The 16,713-nt window shown below is 59.7% G+C and carries 14 protein-coding genes; 8 read left to right on the plus strand and 6 right to left on the minus strand.

What is annotated here, in order from left to right:
* Positions 1 to 38: 38 nt before the first annotated feature.
* The 4 genes from MHY24_RS00595 to MHY24_RS00610 all read right to left on the minus strand — a co-directional run bounded on the left by MHY24_RS00595 (position 39) and on the right by MHY24_RS00610 (position 4,631).
* Positions 39 to 689, minus strand: coding sequence for a 50S ribosomal protein L25/general stress protein Ctc (locus MHY24_RS00595; protein WP_239192689.1), 651 nt, complete (start codon positions 687 to 689; stop codon positions 39 to 41).
* A 242-nt stretch (positions 690 to 931) separates the two neighbouring features.
* Entirely contained in the window at positions 932 to 1,906 is a 975-nt protein-coding gene (locus MHY24_RS00600) for a ribose-phosphate diphosphokinase (protein WP_204609681.1), read from the minus strand.
* A gap of 15 nt (positions 1,907 to 1,921) precedes the next feature.
* Positions 1,922 to 3,367, minus strand: coding sequence for a bifunctional UDP-N-acetylglucosamine diphosphorylase/glucosamine-1-phosphate N-acetyltransferase GlmU (gene glmU / locus MHY24_RS00605; protein WP_239227999.1), 1,446 nt, complete (start codon positions 3,365 to 3,367; stop codon positions 1,922 to 1,924).
* Between the two features lie 67 nt (positions 3,368 to 3,434).
* The gene (locus MHY24_RS00610) at positions 3,435 to 4,631 is read right to left on the minus strand and encodes an MFS transporter (protein WP_239228000.1); all 1,197 of its coding nucleotides are present in this window, start codon (positions 4,629 to 4,631) and stop codon (positions 3,435 to 3,437) included.
* Positions 4,632 to 4,753: 122 nt separating this feature from the next.
* Between MHY24_RS00610 and MHY24_RS00615 the strand changes: the two genes are divergently transcribed.
* The 3 genes from MHY24_RS00615 (at position 4,754) to mfd (ending at position 9,874) form a co-directional block, all read left to right on the plus strand.
* Complete coding sequence (locus tag MHY24_RS00615; protein ID WP_239192683.1) at positions 4,754 to 5,470, plus strand: trimeric intracellular cation channel family protein; 717 nt, start codon at positions 4,754 to 4,756, stop codon at positions 5,468 to 5,470.
* 159 nt (positions 5,471 to 5,629) lie between these two features.
* The gene (locus MHY24_RS00620) at positions 5,630 to 6,235 is read left to right on the plus strand and encodes a TetR/AcrR family transcriptional regulator (protein ID WP_005329018.1); all 606 of its coding nucleotides are present in this window, start codon (positions 5,630 to 5,632) and stop codon (positions 6,233 to 6,235) included.
* Positions 6,236 to 9,874 (plus strand): transcription-repair coupling factor, encoded by a 3,639-nt coding sequence (mfd, locus tag MHY24_RS00625; RefSeq protein ID WP_239228001.1) that lies wholly within the window; start codon positions 6,236 to 6,238, stop codon positions 9,872 to 9,874.
* On the opposite strand, the gene MHY24_RS00630 is transcribed toward mfd, so the two are convergent.
* On the minus strand, positions 9,875 to 11,350 hold the full coding sequence (locus MHY24_RS00630) for an amino acid permease (RefSeq protein WP_239228002.1): 1,476 nt from the start codon (positions 11,348 to 11,350) through the stop codon (positions 9,875 to 9,877).
* A 57-nt stretch (positions 11,351 to 11,407) separates the two neighbouring features.
* Between MHY24_RS00630 and MHY24_RS00635 the strand changes: the two genes are divergently transcribed.
* From MHY24_RS00635 to eno, 3 genes are all read left to right on the plus strand, one after another.
* On the plus strand, positions 11,408 to 11,995 hold the full coding sequence (locus MHY24_RS00635) for a MazG nucleotide pyrophosphohydrolase domain-containing protein (RefSeq protein WP_198492789.1): 588 nt from the start codon (positions 11,408 to 11,410) through the stop codon (positions 11,993 to 11,995).
* 11 nt (positions 11,996 to 12,006) lie between these two features.
* Entirely contained in the window at positions 12,007 to 12,768 is a 762-nt protein-coding gene (locus tag MHY24_RS00640; protein WP_239228003.1) for a lytic transglycosylase domain-containing protein, read from the plus strand.
* A 90-nt stretch (positions 12,769 to 12,858) separates the two neighbouring features.
* A complete protein-coding gene (eno, locus tag MHY24_RS00645) occupies positions 12,859 to 14,136 on the plus strand; it encodes a phosphopyruvate hydratase (RefSeq protein WP_239192666.1) in 1,278 nt (425 codons plus the stop codon).
* Here eno and MHY24_RS00650 read toward each other — a convergent pair.
* Complete coding sequence (locus tag MHY24_RS00650) at positions 14,126 to 15,301, minus strand: HNH endonuclease signature motif containing protein (protein ID WP_239228004.1); 1,176 nt, start codon at positions 15,299 to 15,301, stop codon at positions 14,126 to 14,128. The genes eno and MHY24_RS00650 overlap by 11 nt on opposite strands.
* Before the next feature lie 290 nt (positions 15,302 to 15,591).
* On the opposite strand from MHY24_RS00650, the gene MHY24_RS00655 reads away from it, so the two are divergent.
* Complete coding sequence (locus tag MHY24_RS00655) at positions 15,592 to 16,152, plus strand: septum formation initiator family protein (protein ID WP_239228005.1); 561 nt, start codon at positions 15,592 to 15,594, stop codon at positions 16,150 to 16,152.
* An 8-nt stretch (positions 16,153 to 16,160) separates the two neighbouring features.
* Positions 16,161 to 16,709, plus strand: coding sequence for a DUF501 domain-containing protein (locus tag MHY24_RS00660; RefSeq protein ID WP_239192654.1), 549 nt, complete (start codon positions 16,161 to 16,163; stop codon positions 16,707 to 16,709).
* Positions 16,710 to 16,713 lie beyond the last annotated feature (4 nt).

A 16,713-nucleotide genomic window follows, 5' to 3' on the forward strand; every position in this document is an offset into this window, starting at 1 on the left:
GATTCTCACGGCGGCCTTTGCGTGTAAAGGGGAGGGGATTACTCCTCGGAGTCGGAGGACTCTTCGCCCTCGTCGACGGACTCGGCACCAGCGTCAGCGCCGCCTTCCTCAGCAGCCTCGGCTGCTTCCTCGAGCTCCTCATCAACCTCAGGCAGGGAGATGGAGACGATAACGGTGTCTTCCTCTGCCACCAGGGTGGTGTCTTCCGGCATGGTGACGTCGCCAGCGGTGATAACTGCGCCGTCCTCGAGGCCTTCGATGGAAACCTCGATCTCTTCCGGAATGTTCAGTACGTCTGCCTCAACCAGCAGTACGTCAGCATCCTGGATGTGCATGGTGCCTGGGGCCGCCTCGCCGGTCAGGGTAACCGGAACCTCAACCTCAACCTTCTCGCCGCGCTTAATAGCCAGCAGGTCAACGTGGTCGATGTCGAAGGTCAGAACGTTCTGGTCAACGTGCTTAACCATGGTCAGGTACTGCTCGCCGTCGATCTCCAGCTCCAGAACGGCGTTGACGCCGTTGTTGCGGACGAGGGACTGGATGTCCAGCAGCGGAACTGCGAAGTGGACCGGCTCCTGGTGGGAACCGTAGATGACGCCTGGAACCTTCCACTCGCGGCGCAGGCGGCGTGCGACACCCTTGCCGAATTCGGTACGTGCTTCAGCCTTGATTACTGGGCGCTGTGCCATGCTTCATTCTCCTTAGTTAAAGTAGTGCGGCGCGGCCAACGCGATAAAAACGACGAAAGCCTGCCGATGGACGTCTTGGACGAGTCATCGCAGGCGTATATAAAAAGCAACATGCTCTAACTTCAATCGCGTCGATAACGGCTTCCTCATCCTGAGGTCGCCCTCGCCGAGACTGAGTTAGATTAGCACGCGCACCAGAAGCAAATCAAAAGCCGCCGAGGTAAGTCTCGGCGGCCCTGCGCTTAGGCGCGATCGAAGAGGGTGGTTACGGAACCATTCTCAAAAATTTCGTGGATGGTCTGTGCCAACAGCGGAGCGATGGACAGCACCGTGAGGTTGGACCAGCCCTCGGTGGACTGCGGCAGGGTATCGGTGGTGATAACTTCCTCCGCGCCGCACTCGGAGAGGCGCTCGCGGGCTGGATCAGAGAAGACGCCGTGGGTGCAGGCAATGATGACCTTCTTCGCACCGGCGTCCTTCAGAACGCGCACGGCGCCGGCGATGGTGCCACCGGTGTCAATCATGTCGTCGAGAAGCACGCAGTCCTTGCCGTCAACATCGCCTACCACGCGGTTGGACACCGTCTTATTGGCCTCGGTATTGGAGCGGGTCTTGTGTACGAAGGCCAGTGGGGCATCGCCCAAGTCGTGGGCCCACTTTTCCGCAACCTTCACGCGGCCGGCGTCCGGGGAAACCACGGTGATGTTATCGGTGGCGTACTTGGACTTGATGTAATCGGTCAGGATGGGCTGAGCGTGCATGTGATCGACCGGGCCGTCGAAGAAGCCCTGGATCTGATCGGTGTGCAGGTCCACGGACACGATGCGGTCCGCACCAGCAGCCTGCAGAAGGTCTGCTACCAGGCGGGCGGAAATCGGTTCGCGGCCCAGGTGCTTCTTATCCTGGCGTGCATATGGGTAGAAGGGCAGGATGGCGGTGATGCGCTTAGCGGAGCCGCGCTTCAAAGCATCGATCATGATGAGCTGCTCTACCAGCCACTTATTGAGCGGCTGGGTATGAGACTGCATTACGAAGCAGTCGGCACCACGCACGGACTCTTCAAAGCGGATGAAGATTTCGCCGTTGGCGAAGTCGCGGGCGGTGGTAGGAACCAGATCGGTCTTGAGCTCCTTAGCCACAGCCTCTGCCAACTCTGGGTGTGCACGCCCAGAGAAGAGCTTCATGTTCTTGCTGCTACCAGTTACCTTGCCAGTCATGGGAGAATATGCCCCTTACTTTTCGTTGTCCTGCGCACGGGCTGCGGCCTCAGCCGCGGGAGTACCCGGACGCTTCTTTTGAACCCAGCCCTCGATGTTGCGCTGTTTGCCACCGGAGACTGCGAGTGCTCCCGCAGGAACATCGTCTTTAATTACTGTACCCGCACCGGAGTATGCGCCATCACCGACATTGACCGGAGCGATAAACATTGTGTCCGAACCGGTGCGCACGTGGCTGCCGATGGTGGTGTGGTGCTTGTTTACGCCGTCGTAGTTGACGAAGACCGAGGAGGCACCGATATTGGATTGCTCGCCCACGGTGGCATCGCCGATATAGGTCAGGTGCGGAACCTTGGAGCCGCGGCCAATCTGGGCGTTCTTTGCCTCTACGAAGCCGCCGAGCTTTCCGTCCTCGCCCACCACGGTCTTCGGGCGGATATAGGTAAACGGGCCGACCTTGGCGTTGGTACCAATGACGGAATCGCTGCCATGGGTGCGCACGACGGAAGCGCCCTCGCCCACCTGCATATTGGTCAAGGTGGTGTCGGGGCCAATCTCGGCGTTATCGGCAATGCTGGTAGCGCCCCACAGCTGCGTGCCTGGGTGAATAATGACATCGGAGCCCACGGTGACGTTGACGCCAATCCAGGTGGTCTCTGGATCCACGATGGTGGCGCCGCCGCGCATCGCCTTTTCTACCATGCGGCGGTTGAGCTCACGGCCGGCAGCGGCGAGCTGCACGCGGTCATTGACGCCCGCGAGTTCGGCCGGATCCGCTGCTACGTGCGCGCCGACGCCGTGTCCTGCGGTGCGGGCAATCTCGAGCACATCGGTGATATACAGCTCGCCCTGGGCGTTATTGGAGTCCAGTTTCTGGAGGGCGTCGGCAAGCACGCGCCCATCAAAGGCAAAGACGCCGGAATTGACCTCATCGACCTGGCGCTGCTCTTCGGTGGCATCCTTTTGCTCCACGATGGCAGACACGCTGCCGTCCTCAGCGCGAATGATGCGGCCGTAACCGGTCGGGTCAGCCAGGCGCATCGAGAGCACAGTGACCGCATTGCCCTGCTCGGTGTGGGTGGCGCGCAGGCCCTCGATGGTCTCTGGGGTCAGCAGAGGGACATCGCCGTTGGTGACAATGACGGTGCCCTCGAAGTCCGGAAGCGGCTCCAAGCCGCAGGCTACGGCATGACCGGTACCCAGCTGCTCCTCCTGCACCGCCTGCAGTACCTCGCAGTCCAGCTCCTGGGCGATGGCATCCACGGAGGGGGAGACCTGATCGCGCTGGTGTCCTACCACCGTCACGATGCGCTCCGGGTTGATCCCGGCCGCAGCATGCAGAGCGTGGCCGAGCAAAGTGCGCCCGCCAATCTCATGCAAGGTCTTCTGCTTGGTGGACTTCATGCGGGTGCCGGCGCCAGCCGCAAGGACGACGACAGCACACGAGGTTGTTGCTACCACGGGTTATTGAACTCCTGGGGTCGAGTCTGATTCTTATCCGGACTACATCCTATAGCCCGAGTGCGATTTATGTGTGAGAAACCTCTTTCAGGCCGCGGGCGCGCCACACACCGAAAAAACCAATGAGGGCAAGGAAGAGCAGCGCCGCCTCAGGTCCGGCCAGTGCCACCACGGAGGAGATGCCACCGACGATAAGCAAGATAATGCCCATCATCGTATTGGCCGCACCTACGTACTGGGTGCGCTTATCGCCGCCGGCCATATCCACCACGTAAGTCTTACGCGCCACGCGAATGGCCGTGTGCGCCAGGTTCACGGCGAAGAAGCCAATCGGCATGACCCAGGCATTGACCGCATCCGGTGCCCAGTGCGAGCTGGCGACCAAAAGCACCAGCACGACGGAGGCCACGGCCGCGCCCACGGCCATGGTGTTCTTAGAGGACTTATCCGAATACACACCGGAGATGCGCCCGCCCACCAGAGAGGCTAGGCCGGAAGCTAGCACGAATCCGTAGAGCCCAGAAAGGTTGCTGCTGAGCAGCACAATAAAAGAGGTCGATAGCGCCGAAACGAGCAGGAGCGCGCGGACGATGACGAAGTTACGAAATTGGCCGTCGCTGGTAAAAAGCTGCCAGGTATCTTGCCACCAGCGCTTATCGATGCCCCCTTCGGCTTCCTCTGGCACCGGCTCATCCACGTGCGAAAAGACCCACGCGGCAATGGCCCAGGTGGACGCACCAATGGCGAGGACCGTGCCCATCATGGGAATGCTGAGCTCGCCCAAAAAGTAGAGGATAATGCCGGTCAGCAAAGTAGCACCGCCACCGAGGGCTGCCGCGCTACCGGTCACCCGGCCGCGTGCGCCCTTAGAAATCGTGCGCGCCTGCACGTCCTTGCCCGCAATCGAGCACAGCGCGCGGAAGAGGGAAAGTGACGCCAAGGCCACCAGCACCACCACGCCCAATACAGCCCCGCGGGTAAAAAATGCCGCGAGCGCGATGACCGCGGCGGATACCGCTTGGCCCAAAGAGCCGATGATCCATAGGCGCTTGCGGGCCCTATAGGTAGTCACCCACGGGGTCAGCGCCGCCTGCGGCAGCATCGAACCGGACTCGCGGATAGGGGTGAGCAGACCGGTAAAGAAGGCAGGCACTCCGGCCGCACTAAAGAGCGCGGGCAGCACCGTCTTGGCGGCAACAATCTGATCGCCCAAATTTTGCAGGCCATTGGACCAGATGAAATACCGGGCATTGGATTTAGACATGAGAAATGCGATCTTTCAGAGAAACGAGTTGGTTAAATAAGAGCCATGCTGACACGCCGGAGAGTAAAACACGGCCGCAGTCACGCCGAAATTCTACCCGCGCGGCAGGAGGCCTAAGAATCATGCACGATGTCGATCCCCTCATCAATTCGCTGTACCAAGCCTTCGATCTTCTCGGCGTGGTTTTGAACGGCATCATTGGCGGCACCCTTGCCCGCCGCCGTGAATTCGACATCGTGGGCTTCGTGTTCCTCGCCCTCTTTTCTGGGCTGGCCGGTGGCATGATCCGCGACATGCTCATCGGGGATGGAGCAGCGGCAGCGATCTCAGACCCGTGGTACCTCGGCCTTGCTTGCTGTGGTGCGCTTATTGCGTTTCTTATCGATCTCAAGGGCAAGGAGTGGGAGCTTTTCCGCGAACACGGCGATGCCATCATTCTCGGCGTGTGGTCCACCACCGGCTGCGTTAAAGCGCTCACCCACGGCATGCCACTTATTCCCTGTGTCTTTCTGGGCGTGCTTACCGCGGTGGGCGGAGGAATGGTCCGCGATATAGCTTCGGGGGAAATCCCGTCCATCTTTGGCGGCAGCCCCCTGTATGCCGTGCCCTCTATCCTCACCGGCATCGTCATGGTTACCTTTGCCGATTATGGACAGTTTGCACTCGGCATGGTGGTCGCGCCGATCGTCGGCAGTGGCATGGCCATCGTGTCCTATTGGCGCGGCTGGGTCCTGCCCCGCGCCGGTGTCGCCCCCGTTAACTACACCGCTGCCCAAGTGGCGGCGATTGCGAAGAAAGCCGAGCTCAAAGGCTTTCGCCGCGGCAGGAAGAAAAACTAAAAAAGCTTCCCCACCAGGACTCGAACCTAGAATGACGGTACCAAAAACCGTAGTGTTGCCGATTACACCATGGGGAAACACAGCAAAAGCCGTAGGCATAGCGTACCTGACACCCCCGGGTAAATCACAAATTGCGGGGCAAAGGATAGGGTGGAGGGCATGGCTCGACAAAGGATGACCGGCCGGGAACGCCGCGAACAACTCATTTCCATCGGACGCGCTGCATTCGCGGAACTAGGCTTTGAAGGAACCAGCGTCGAAGAGATCGCGGCACGCGCCGGGGTATCCAAACCCGTTGTCTATGAGCACTTCGGGGGCAAGGAAGGCCTTTATGCGGTGGTTGTTGACCGCGAGATGCTGGCCCTGGAAAAGGTCATTACTGATTCCTTGAAGACCGGCAGCTGGCGCGAGCGCATCGAGCAGGCCGTCATGGCCATTTTGACCTATGTTGAGGAAGAAACTGATGGCTTTCTCATCCTGGTGCGCGATGCCAAGCCCGGTGACGAGCGCAGCTTCTCCACGTTGTTGAATTCCGCGGTGGGCCAGGTTTCCTATATTTTGAGCGAAGCATTTGAGCACCGTGGCATCGACCCGGATTTGGCGGATATTTACGGTCAAGCGCTGGTGGGAATGGTATCGACCACTGCGCAATGGTGGCTGGATGAGCGCAACCCGGACAAGGAAGTCGTCGCCACGCATATTGTCAATCTATGCTGGAATGGTTTGTCCGGTATGGAAGTAAAGCCCAAGCTAGGAGGCAAATAGATGGCGACCCCAATGCTGGCCGGCCTGCTCAAGGTAGCGGCCTCGGATCCCAAGCTCAAGGGCATGATTTCTCATGTGGGCGAAGACCTCCACATCACAGGCTTGGATCAGTCCCGGCCGTGGGCCTTGGGCACCTTGGCTCATCATGCCCCAGTGCTCGTGGTAACCGCTACGAGCCGCGAGGCCGAGGACCTCACGGCGGAGCTTACGGCGATGCTGGGGCAGAAGGTGGCCATGTTCCCCTCCTGGGAGACCCTGCCGCACGAGCGCCTGAGCCCCGGCGTAGACATCATCGGCCGCCGCGCTGAAGTTCTGCACAATCTCGATAGCCTGCAGGTCATCGTCACCGCCGCCCGCGGCCTGTCCCAGCCCATCCTCCAGGAGGTGGAGGGCCGCGCTCCCGTCCACCTCGAAGAAGATCAAGAATATGACTTCGATGAGGTAGTCCGCGAGCTCGAGTTCCGCGCCTATAAGCACGTAGACATGGTGGCTAAGCGCGGCGAGTACGCTACGCGCGGCGGCATCATCGATATTTTCCCCACCACGCTGGATTATCCGGTCCGCGTGGAGTTTTGGGGCGATGAGATTACCGATATCCGCCAATTTTCCGTAGCTGACCAGCGCACCATCCCTGAAATCGAGGTGGGCCGCGTAGACATTTTCCCGGCCCGCGAGCTGCCTATTACGGACGCCATTGCCAAGCGTGCGGCCGATCTCGCCGTCAATCACCCCGGCAATCCCGCCTTGGTGGAGCTGCTGACCAAGGTAAGCGAGCACATCCCGGCCGAAGGTATGGAGGCGCTCCTGCCCGCGCTTTCCGACGCCCCCATGATCACCCTCCCCGAATTCCTGCGCCCCTCCACCCACGTGGTGATGGTCGGCCCGGAAAAGATTCGCCGCCGCGTGGCAGATCTAGAAAAGACCGATGCGGAGTTCCTCGCCGCCGGTTGGGAGGCCGCGGCCATGGGTGCCGATGGCCCGCTGGCTACCGAAGGACTCGATACCGAGGCATCCAGCTATCGCTCCTATGAGTCGCTCGAGGTCTCCATCAGCGAGTCCGGCTTGCCTTTGTGGACTTTCTCCCCACCGGGAATGCTCGCCGCCCCGGAAGAGGAGACCCTCCCGCTCGAATTCGAACCAGGGCCCACCCCGCGCGGCAATATCGAAGAAATCGACGCCATGATGGCCCAACTCCTCGCGCACACCAACGCCGGCGGCCGGGCAGCTTTCATCGCGCCGGCGCAAGGTGCCATCAAGCGCATGGTGGACCGCTTTGCAGAAAAGGGCATCCGCACCAAGGTAGCCACCCCTGGCTGGGAACCCACCGCCGGTGAAGTCACCCTCTACCAAGCACTAAGCCACGCCGGCCTGGTATTTCCTAAGGTGAAAAAGCCTAAGGATGCCGAAGCCCTCCCGCTGGTCGTTGTGACCGAGACGGATCTGACCGGTAACCGCGTTGGCGATATCGCCGAAGCGAAGCGCCGGCCCGCCAAACGCCGCAATAAGGTTGACCCGCTCGCCCTCAAGCAGGGCGATTTTGTGGTGCACGAGACTCACGGCATCGGCAAGTTCCTCAAGATGGCCGAGCGCACCATCCAGTCCGGCGATGAAACCAGCCGCCGCGAATACATCGTGCTCGAGTACGCGCCCTCCAAGCGTGGTCAACCCGCCGATCAGCTCTGGGTTCCCATGGACTCGCTGGATCTGCTCAGCAAGTACACCGGTGGCGAATCGCCCCACCTGTCCAAGATGGGCGGTTCCGACTGGAAGAACACCAAGAAGAAGGCGCGCGCCGCCGTACGCGAAATCGCCGGCGAGCTCGTCGAGCTCTACGCTAAGCGCCAGGCCGCGCCGGGGCACCAATTCTCCCCGGATAATCCGTGGCAGGCGGAGATGGAGGATAATTTCCCCTTCGTCGAAACCGAAGACCAGATGCTGGCTATTGACGCCGTCAAACACGATATGGAGTCCACGGTGCCGATGGACCGCGTGGTCGTCGGCGATGTGGGCTACGGCAAGACCGAGGTGGCCATCCGTGCCGCCTTCAAGGCCGTGCAAGACGGTATGCAGGTGGCCGTCCTCGTGCCCACCACGCTGCTGGCGCAACAGCACTTTGATACCTTCAGCGAGCGCATGACCGGCTTCCCCGTCAAGATTGAGGTGCTTTCGCGCTTTACCTCAAAGAAGGAAGCGAAGGACATCTTCAAGGGCCTGGCCGATGGCAGCGTCGATATCGTCGTCGGCACCCACCGCCTCCTCCAGACCGGTGTGCACTGGAAGAACCTCGGCCTCATCGTCGTGGACGAGGAGCAGCGCTTCGGCGTGGAGCACAAGGAACACATTAAGGCGCTCAAGGCCAGCGTGGATGTGCTTACCATGTCCGCAACACCTATTCCGCGCACCTTGGAGATGTCCATGGCTGGCATCCGCGAGATGTCCACCATCTTGACCCCGCCGGAAGACCGCCACCCGGTGCTGACCTACGTCGGCGCTTACGAGGACAAGCAGGTAGCCGCGGCCATCCGCCGCGAGCTGCTGCGCGATGGTCAGACCTTTTTCATCCACAACAAAGTCTCTGATATCGAAAAGAAGGCCCGCGAGCTGCGCGACCTGGTACCGGAGGCCCGCGTCGTCGTCGCGCATGGCCAGATGAACGAGGAGGTGCTCGAGCAGACCGTCCAGGGTTTCTGGGACCGCGAGTACGACGTCTTGGTGTGTACCACCATCGTGGAAACCGGCCTGGATATCGCCAATGCGAATACCCTCATTGTGGAAAACGCCCACCATATGGGCCTGTCCCAGCTGCACCAGCTGCGCGGGCGCGTGGGCCGCTCCCGCGAGCGCGGCTATGCCTACTTCCTGTACCCCAAGGGAGCTACGCTCACGGAAACTTCCTATGACCGCCTGGCAACTATCGCGCAAAACAATGACCTTGGTGCTGGCATGGCCGTAGCCATGAAGGACTTGGAGATGCGCGGTGCCGGCAACGTCCTTGGCGCCCAACAGTCCGGCCACATTGCCGGTGTGGGCTTCGATCTCTACGTGCGCCTCGTTGGCGAGGCGGTCGAGACCTTCAAATCGCTCGCCCGCGGCGAGGCCCCCACCGTTACCGATGAGGGCCCGAAGGAAATCCGCATCGATCTCCCCGTGGACGCGCATATTCCGGAAGGCTATATCGACTCCGAGCGCCTGCGCCTGGAGGTCTACCGCAAGCTTGCGGCCTCGCAGAATGACGATGATCTCAAGGCCGTCATCGAGGAGATGGAAGACCGATTCGGCCCGCTGCCGCAGGAGGTGCTGCGCCTGCTTTCGGTAGCGCGCCTGCGCCACCAGGCGCGCCGCGCCGGCATCTCCGATATCACCGTGCAAGGCACCCGCGTCAAGTTCCATCCAGTGGAGCTGCCGGATTCCAAGCAGGTACGCCTCAAGCGCCTATATCCGGGCTCCAGCTTCCGCGCGGCCGCGAAGGCAATCAACGTGCCATTCCCCAAGGCGGGGCGCAATGTCACCTCCCCGAAGCTGCGCGATACCGAGCTCATTCAGTGGGCGGCGGACTTCCTAAGCGCGCTTTTCGACGTCGACGCCATCAACGTCAGCGGCGCCCAGCCGACCTCGAACGTGGTCAGCGTAGGGGAGTAGCTAGAGGGTGAGCCAGCCGGTGCTCAAGCCCCAGATGGCGGTGGCGGCACCGGCAAAGACAATGGCCACCACGCACCACTCGAAGGTGTTGAAGATGCGTTCCTTCTTCCACAACCGGGTGCCGACATACGGAATAAGTCCCGGTACCACGGCCAATGCGCCGAGTAGGACGTAGACGAGGTCGGCCGCATAAATTAGCCACAGGGAGTAGATAAACGCGAGCAAAGAAATGACCAAGTGCTTGCGGTTATCCTTGCGGCCTACCTCTGGTCCAGAAAGATCGAACTTGATACCCGCCTGCGGGTGAGACAGCCCCTTGCCCCGCAGCGCCAAGAGCAGCAGGTACAGGGAAGAGAAGATATAGGGCAGCAAGTACATGATGGTTGCCAGCTGCACCATGGCGTTATAAGACGCCTCGTTGAGGTAGAAGACGATGATGAACAACTGGATGGCCATCGTGGAAATCAGCTGCGCTACCCACGGCGCACCCGCCACGTTAATGGTGCCAATGCGGCGGGGAATGAGGCCGTCGATGGCCATCATTACGATGGGCTCGGCGCACAACATCTGCCAGGAGACATAGGCGCCCAGAACCGACAAGCACAGTCCAATAGATACCAGTGCGCCGCCCCAGGGGCCGATGACCTCGGTGAGCACAGATGCCATGGAATTATCTGGCAGCGCGGCTAATTCTTCTTTGCTCATCACGCCAAAGCTCAAGGTAGACACGGAAACCAGCAGCGCCAGCACGGAGAAGAAGCCGATGACGGTCGCGCGGCCGACGTCGGTGCGCTTAGAAGCCTGCTTGGAATAAACGGATGCGCCCTCCACACCAATGAAGACCCACACGGTAAAGAGCATGATTCCCTGGACCTGCTCAAAGACGCTGGCCTCAGACGCGCGTCCCCAGAAATCCAAGGTGAATTTATCCCAGCTGAACCCGAGGAACGCAATGAGCACCACGAAGGCCAGGATGGGCACGATCTTGGCAGTTGTGGTGATGAGGTTTATGAAGGCGGCCTGCTTGATGCCGCGAGCAAGCACCGCGAAAATACCCCAGGATAGGAGGGAGACGGCGATGGCGGAGGACCAGTAATGGTCGGCGTCGAAAAGCGGCAGGTAATGGCCCAGCGTATTGAAAAAGAGGGTGGCATACCCCACCTGCGCCATAACGGAGCCCAGCCAGTAGCCCCAGCCGGAGGTAAAGCCAATAAAATCGCCCAGGCCGGCGCGCACATAGGAATAGACGCCAGAATCAAGGTGCGGCTTGCGGCGGGCCAAAATCTGGAACACAAAAGCCACAGAGAGCATGCCGATGCCCGCTACCAGCCATCCAATGAGCATCGCGCCCGGGCCGGCAACGGAGGCAATGTTTTGTGGCAGCGAGAAAATGCCCGCGCCCACGGTGGAACCGATAATCAGCGCGACGAGGGTCCACAACGTCACGGAGTGGGATTTATTCTGGCTGGAGGTCATTGGCCTAAAATACCTTGAATAGCCCCATAATGGGAACTCGGGCTAGACTTTGTGCACATGACTGTGCTGTTGCTCGATGAACGCTGGCCCACCATGATCCCCATGCAGGCGCACGGGAAGCTGCGTGGCCCTGTCCACTTCACGGGTGAAGTACCCGTGTCCGTACGGTGGAATTTCTCCGATCTGCTGGTAGGCGAGGACGCCACCGGCACCTTGGTAAGCACCGACGAACACGATCCGGAAACTCGCGCCCGCCTCGCTAGCGGCGAGTCCGTCATTCGCGCCGAATCCCTTGCGGATCCCATCATGCAGGCGCGCCAGACCATGGCCACGGCGCGGCGCATTGGGGAGTGGGAGCGCGAGCAAACCCATACCTCACTCTTGCCTTATCTTGAGGAGGAATCCGCCGAATTCGCCGCGGCCGTGCGCAATCGCGAACCGGAAAGCGAGATGCTCAAGGAATTGGGCGATATCTTCCTCCAAGTACTTTTCCATGCGGAAATCTCTACCTTTTCGCTTGACGACGTCGCCCAGAGCTTCCTCACCAAAATGCGCGCCCGCGCCCCATATCTCTTTGATGGCACCACGGAGATTGTCGACGTTGACACGCAAGAGAGGCTGTGGCGCGAAGGCAAGGGAATGTAGGATGGCTTCTCATGAAGAGGCTCCTGCAGATATTCGGGGGCTGCGGGGTGGCCGTAGCCGTGATCATCGCGTTGGTGGCATGGCTGTTGACGGGGTACGGCACTTCACAGGAGCCCGTACCGGAGAACATTCCGCCCGTTGAAGGCAAAGAGGTCGCGCATATTGACGTCAACGCCCCCGGCCGCACCGCGGATAAGCTTACCTACTGGGCCTCTGACCTAGCTGAGCAGACGGGCATCCCGCCGGCCGCCCTGCGCGCTTATGGCAACGCCGAACTCATCGCTCAGCAAAAATGGCCGAATTGTCATCTGCGCTGGAATACCCTTGCCGGGCTGGGCTACGTGGAGACCCGCCATGGCACCTACAACGGCAATTGGTTTAAGCCCTCCAAGCTTGACGACGCCGGCTACCCCCAACCACCCATCAACGGCATCGCCCTCGATGGCCTGAACAATACGGCGCACACCCCAGATACCGATAATGGCGACATCGATGGGGATTCCGAATATGACCGCGCCGTCGGCCCGATGCAATTTATCCCGACCACGTGGGAGTCGGTGGGCGCTGATGCCAACGGCGATGGGAAGGCGGACCCCAACCAAATCGACGACGCCGCAGTTGGCGCCGCCGGACTTTTATGTTTTGGTGATAGAGATCTCTCTAACCCAGAACAGTGGGAGGAAGCAGTCCTAAATTACAATCAGTCCAGCGAGTATTTGCATAAAGTTGCACACGCCGCCAATGCTTACTCGGTTCCGCAAAGTGCCAAGTAGCGTCACACAGTAAAGTTTTCTGCAACAATTGACAACGTAGCTGGGCCGGCTGGTCCAGAGCGAACTTTTTTATGAGGAGTGAAAAACAGCATGGCTGATATCATCCACACTTTCGCCCGCGAAATTCTTGATTCCCGTGGCAACCCAACCATTGAGGCCGAGGTCTTCCTTGATGACGGCGCCCGCGGTGTTGCCGGCGTTCCTTCCGGTGCTTCTACCGGTGTGCACGAGGCTCACGAGCTGCGCGACGGTGGCGAGCGCTACCAGGGTAAGGGTGTTCTGAAGGCTGTTGAGAACATCAACGAGAAGATTGCCGATGAGATCGCCGGCTTCGAAGCCGACGACCAGCGCCTCATTGACCAGGCACTGATTAAGCTGGACGGTACCGATAACAAGTCCGAGCTCGGCGCAAACGCCATCCTGGGCGTTTCCATCGCCGCAGCCAAGGCCGCTGCAGAGTCCGCTGCACTGCCGCTGTACCGCTACATCGGCGGCCCAAACGCTCACGTGCTGCCAGTGCCAATGATGAACATCCTCAACGGCGGCGCACACGCTGACTCCGGCGTTGACGTTCAGGAATTCATGATCGCTCCGATTGGTGCGGAGTCCTTCGCCGAGGCTCTGCGCATGGGCGCCGAGGTCTACCACGCACTGAAAGCAGTGCTGAAGGACAAGGGTCTGTCCACTGGCCTGGGCGACGAGGGTGGCTTCGCTCCGTCCGTTGACTCCACCAAGGCTGCTCTCGACGTCATCGTGGACGCCATCAAGAAGGCCGGCTTCGAGCCCGGCAAGGACGTAGCCCTGGCACTCGACGTTGCTTCCTCCGAGTTCTTCAAGGACGGCAAGTACCACTTCGAGGGTGGCGAGCACACCGCTGAAGAAATGTCCAAGGTCTACGAGGACCTCATCGACCAGTACCCGATCGTCTCCATCGAGGATCCGCTGCAGGAAGATGACTGGGATGGCTACACCGCCCTGACCGCCGCAATTGGCGAGAAGGTACAGATCGTCGGCGATGACTTCTTCGTCACCAACCCTGCCCGCCTGCAGGAGGGTATTGAGAAGAAGGCTGCTAACGCCCTGCTGGTTAAGGTCAACCAGATTGGTACCCTGACCGAGACCTTCGACGCAGTCGAGTTGGCTCACCGCAATGGCTACCGCACCATGATGTCCCACCGCTCTGGTGAGACCGAGGACACCACCATTGCGGACCTGGCTGTCGCTCTGAACTGCGGCCAGATCAAGACCGGTGCACCGGCTCGTTCCGAGCGTGTAGCTAAGTACAACCAGCTGCTGCGTATCGAGCAGGAGCTTGGCGACGGCGCAGTTTACGCCGGCCGCTCCGCTTTCCCGCGCTTTAAGGCTTAATCGCCTCCTTTCGTAGCGCCCTCGCATTGCCGCGGGGGCGCTTTCGCATGTCTAGGTATTGTTGCCAGGTTTGCTTCCAATTCATGGTCCGCGGTGCTAAAGGCCCTTGGGCACGGCCAATTTCGAAGGTGCCGTCCGAAAAGAGCCAGGCAACGTCCCCAGTGATGGGATCCATGATGTAGCGTGCCCTACCATCGGTCTTTACGTTGTGGTGGTGTTGACAGAGAGTGACAAGATTATCGACGCTCGTCGGTCCGCCGTCGGCATACTCCACTCGATGATCAAGCTGGCAGTAATGCGCCGGCATGGAGCACCCCGGCCAACGGCACGTGGCATCGCGACCGTGAACCCATGTCCTGATTTGTTCGGTGGGAACGTAGGAGGATGTTTCTTCTGGGCACAGCTCGCGAGTCATCGAGTAATTGCTTAAATGTTCTGTAAGAACGCACCATCCCGCCGAAGGTATGTATACGCGAGAAGCATCGTCACCCGCTGCGTAGGTATTGATTACTACTTTTGTCTGGGTGCGATTAAAGATCAGCGCCTCCAAAGCCTCTGGCTTTGTGATGCTCTTCTTTCGCGCTGCTTTATCGATGTGCCGTGAAATAGCACCGGCGGTTGCTTTATCCGTTTTCAGGGTGATGGTGGCTTGGCCTTTGGAATAAGAAATGGAAACAGACCGCTCAATTTCCTTCTCAATAACTGGCTTGAGAATGCCATCGATGTAATCGCGCAAGAATCTACGGATTTCAGATTCCGTGGGGACATGCTGAGCAGGTTCCTTCGGGGTGAGGAAATCTGCAAGGGCGGCATCGACTAGTTGGATGCCCTCGGCGTCGTCGCCAAGCGGGGCAAGCTCGGCATCAATGACGTGCAGCCGCGGGAGGTCAAGAATCCAATGTTCGGTCTGTACTGCCGTGGTTAACGGCAACTCACGCATGCGCAGGTGAGAGCGCAGTGCGGATAAAACGCGCCAGTAGCTCAAGCCCACCCGCTTAGCCAAAGCAGCGGTAGTGCATTCGACATCGTCTTCTAACCGTGGAAGTACAGATTGGTATAGCTGCCAGGATTGAATGCGTTGGAGCATACCCAAAACGCAAACCGTGTCGTCGAGGTTATTGGTAGAAAAATAAGCTTTCTTTGGTGGTGCGTCGCTGACTGTCACGGAAAGTTCCCCCCTCTGGAATAAATCGCACACACAATCGAATTTCTACCCTCAGTATAAGCCGCCTTGCTGGCTTGCGCAAGGTTTGAAGCGAAAAAATGTGCGAATTTTAGGAGAGATTTGGGCGGAGGGGCTGCAGCTGGCGAGGAATAAGGTTGCGGTGAGAACGGGTAGGAGGCGTTTGAGGGACATGAAACTTCCTCCCTGTGCGGGAGAATTTCCTTTAGTGTATCTAAATTGCGCGTGCCACGTCCCTGTTACAGGAGTGACAGCGCTAGGATTAAAGGCCTATGGCACGCGAAAAGAAGACGCAGCGAAACCGGAGCCGTACTAGGGTTCCGGTAGCCTCGCGTGCTGCGGATATCCGTAAAGCTCAGCGTGCACAGCTGAAGCAGAAACAGAAGCCGGACCGGATGAGTATTGCCGGAGTAGGCGTAATCGTAGCTATAGTGCTTGTTGTTTTGTTTGCTATTACCATTCCGCTGCGCAATTACTACCACGGCCGGTCCGAAATTGCCCGCCTCAATGAGTCAATCGCTGCCAAGCAGGATGAGAAAGCTGCTTTGCTGGAGAAGATTGATAGATATAAATCCGATGAGTACATCAAGCAGGAGGCGCGGCGCCGATTCGGGGTCGTCGATGAGGGCGAGACCGCCTACCGCATCATTGACCCGCAGATTAAGCCGGATGACCAGCTCACCACAGATGGTCAGAAGGAAGAAGATTCCCGCGAATGGTACGAAGTTTTGTGGGATTCCGTAGCCGAGCCGCCTGAGGAAGAAGCTCCGTCCGAGCAGGTAAATCATCTTCCGATTGAGCCGGCGCCGGAAGAGAATCCAGATGTGCGATAATTGTCCGCATGACCGTCACTGATGCAGATATCGCTGTAGTAACTGAGCAATTGGGCCGCACCCCGCGCGGGGTCCTGGAGGTTTCTTATCGCACGCCGGATGGGCAGCCCGCGGTAATTAAGACGGCGCCCAAGCTTGCCGACGGCACCCCATTCCCCACCCTCTACTACCTCACCGACCCACGGCTTACTGCCGAAGCCTCACGCTTGGAGGTTGCCCACGTTATGAAGTGGATGGAAGCCCGCTTGGGTGAGGACGAGGATTTGGCTGCCGACTATCAGCGCGCCCACGAATACTTCCTGGCCAAGCGCAATGACATCGAAGACCTTGGCACCGATTTCTCCGGTGGCGGGATGCCCGATCGGGTGAAGTGTCTGCATGTGCTCATCGCGTACTCGCTTGCTGAGGGCCCACAGCATTTCCGGTTGGGAACTGAAGCGGTGGCCATGGCCGCTGACCACGGCAAGCTACGAGGCGCTGCCATCCCGCAGGACTGGCCCAGCGTCGAGGATCTGGGGATTGACCTGGCCCAGTTCGATTTCTCTAACGCGGAATAGGAGG

It is taken from the genome of Corynebacterium sp. ACRPQ, assembly GCF_022347225.1.
Taxonomy (GTDB): Bacteria; Actinomycetota; Actinomycetes; order Mycobacteriales; family Mycobacteriaceae; genus Corynebacterium; species Corynebacterium tuberculostearicum_D.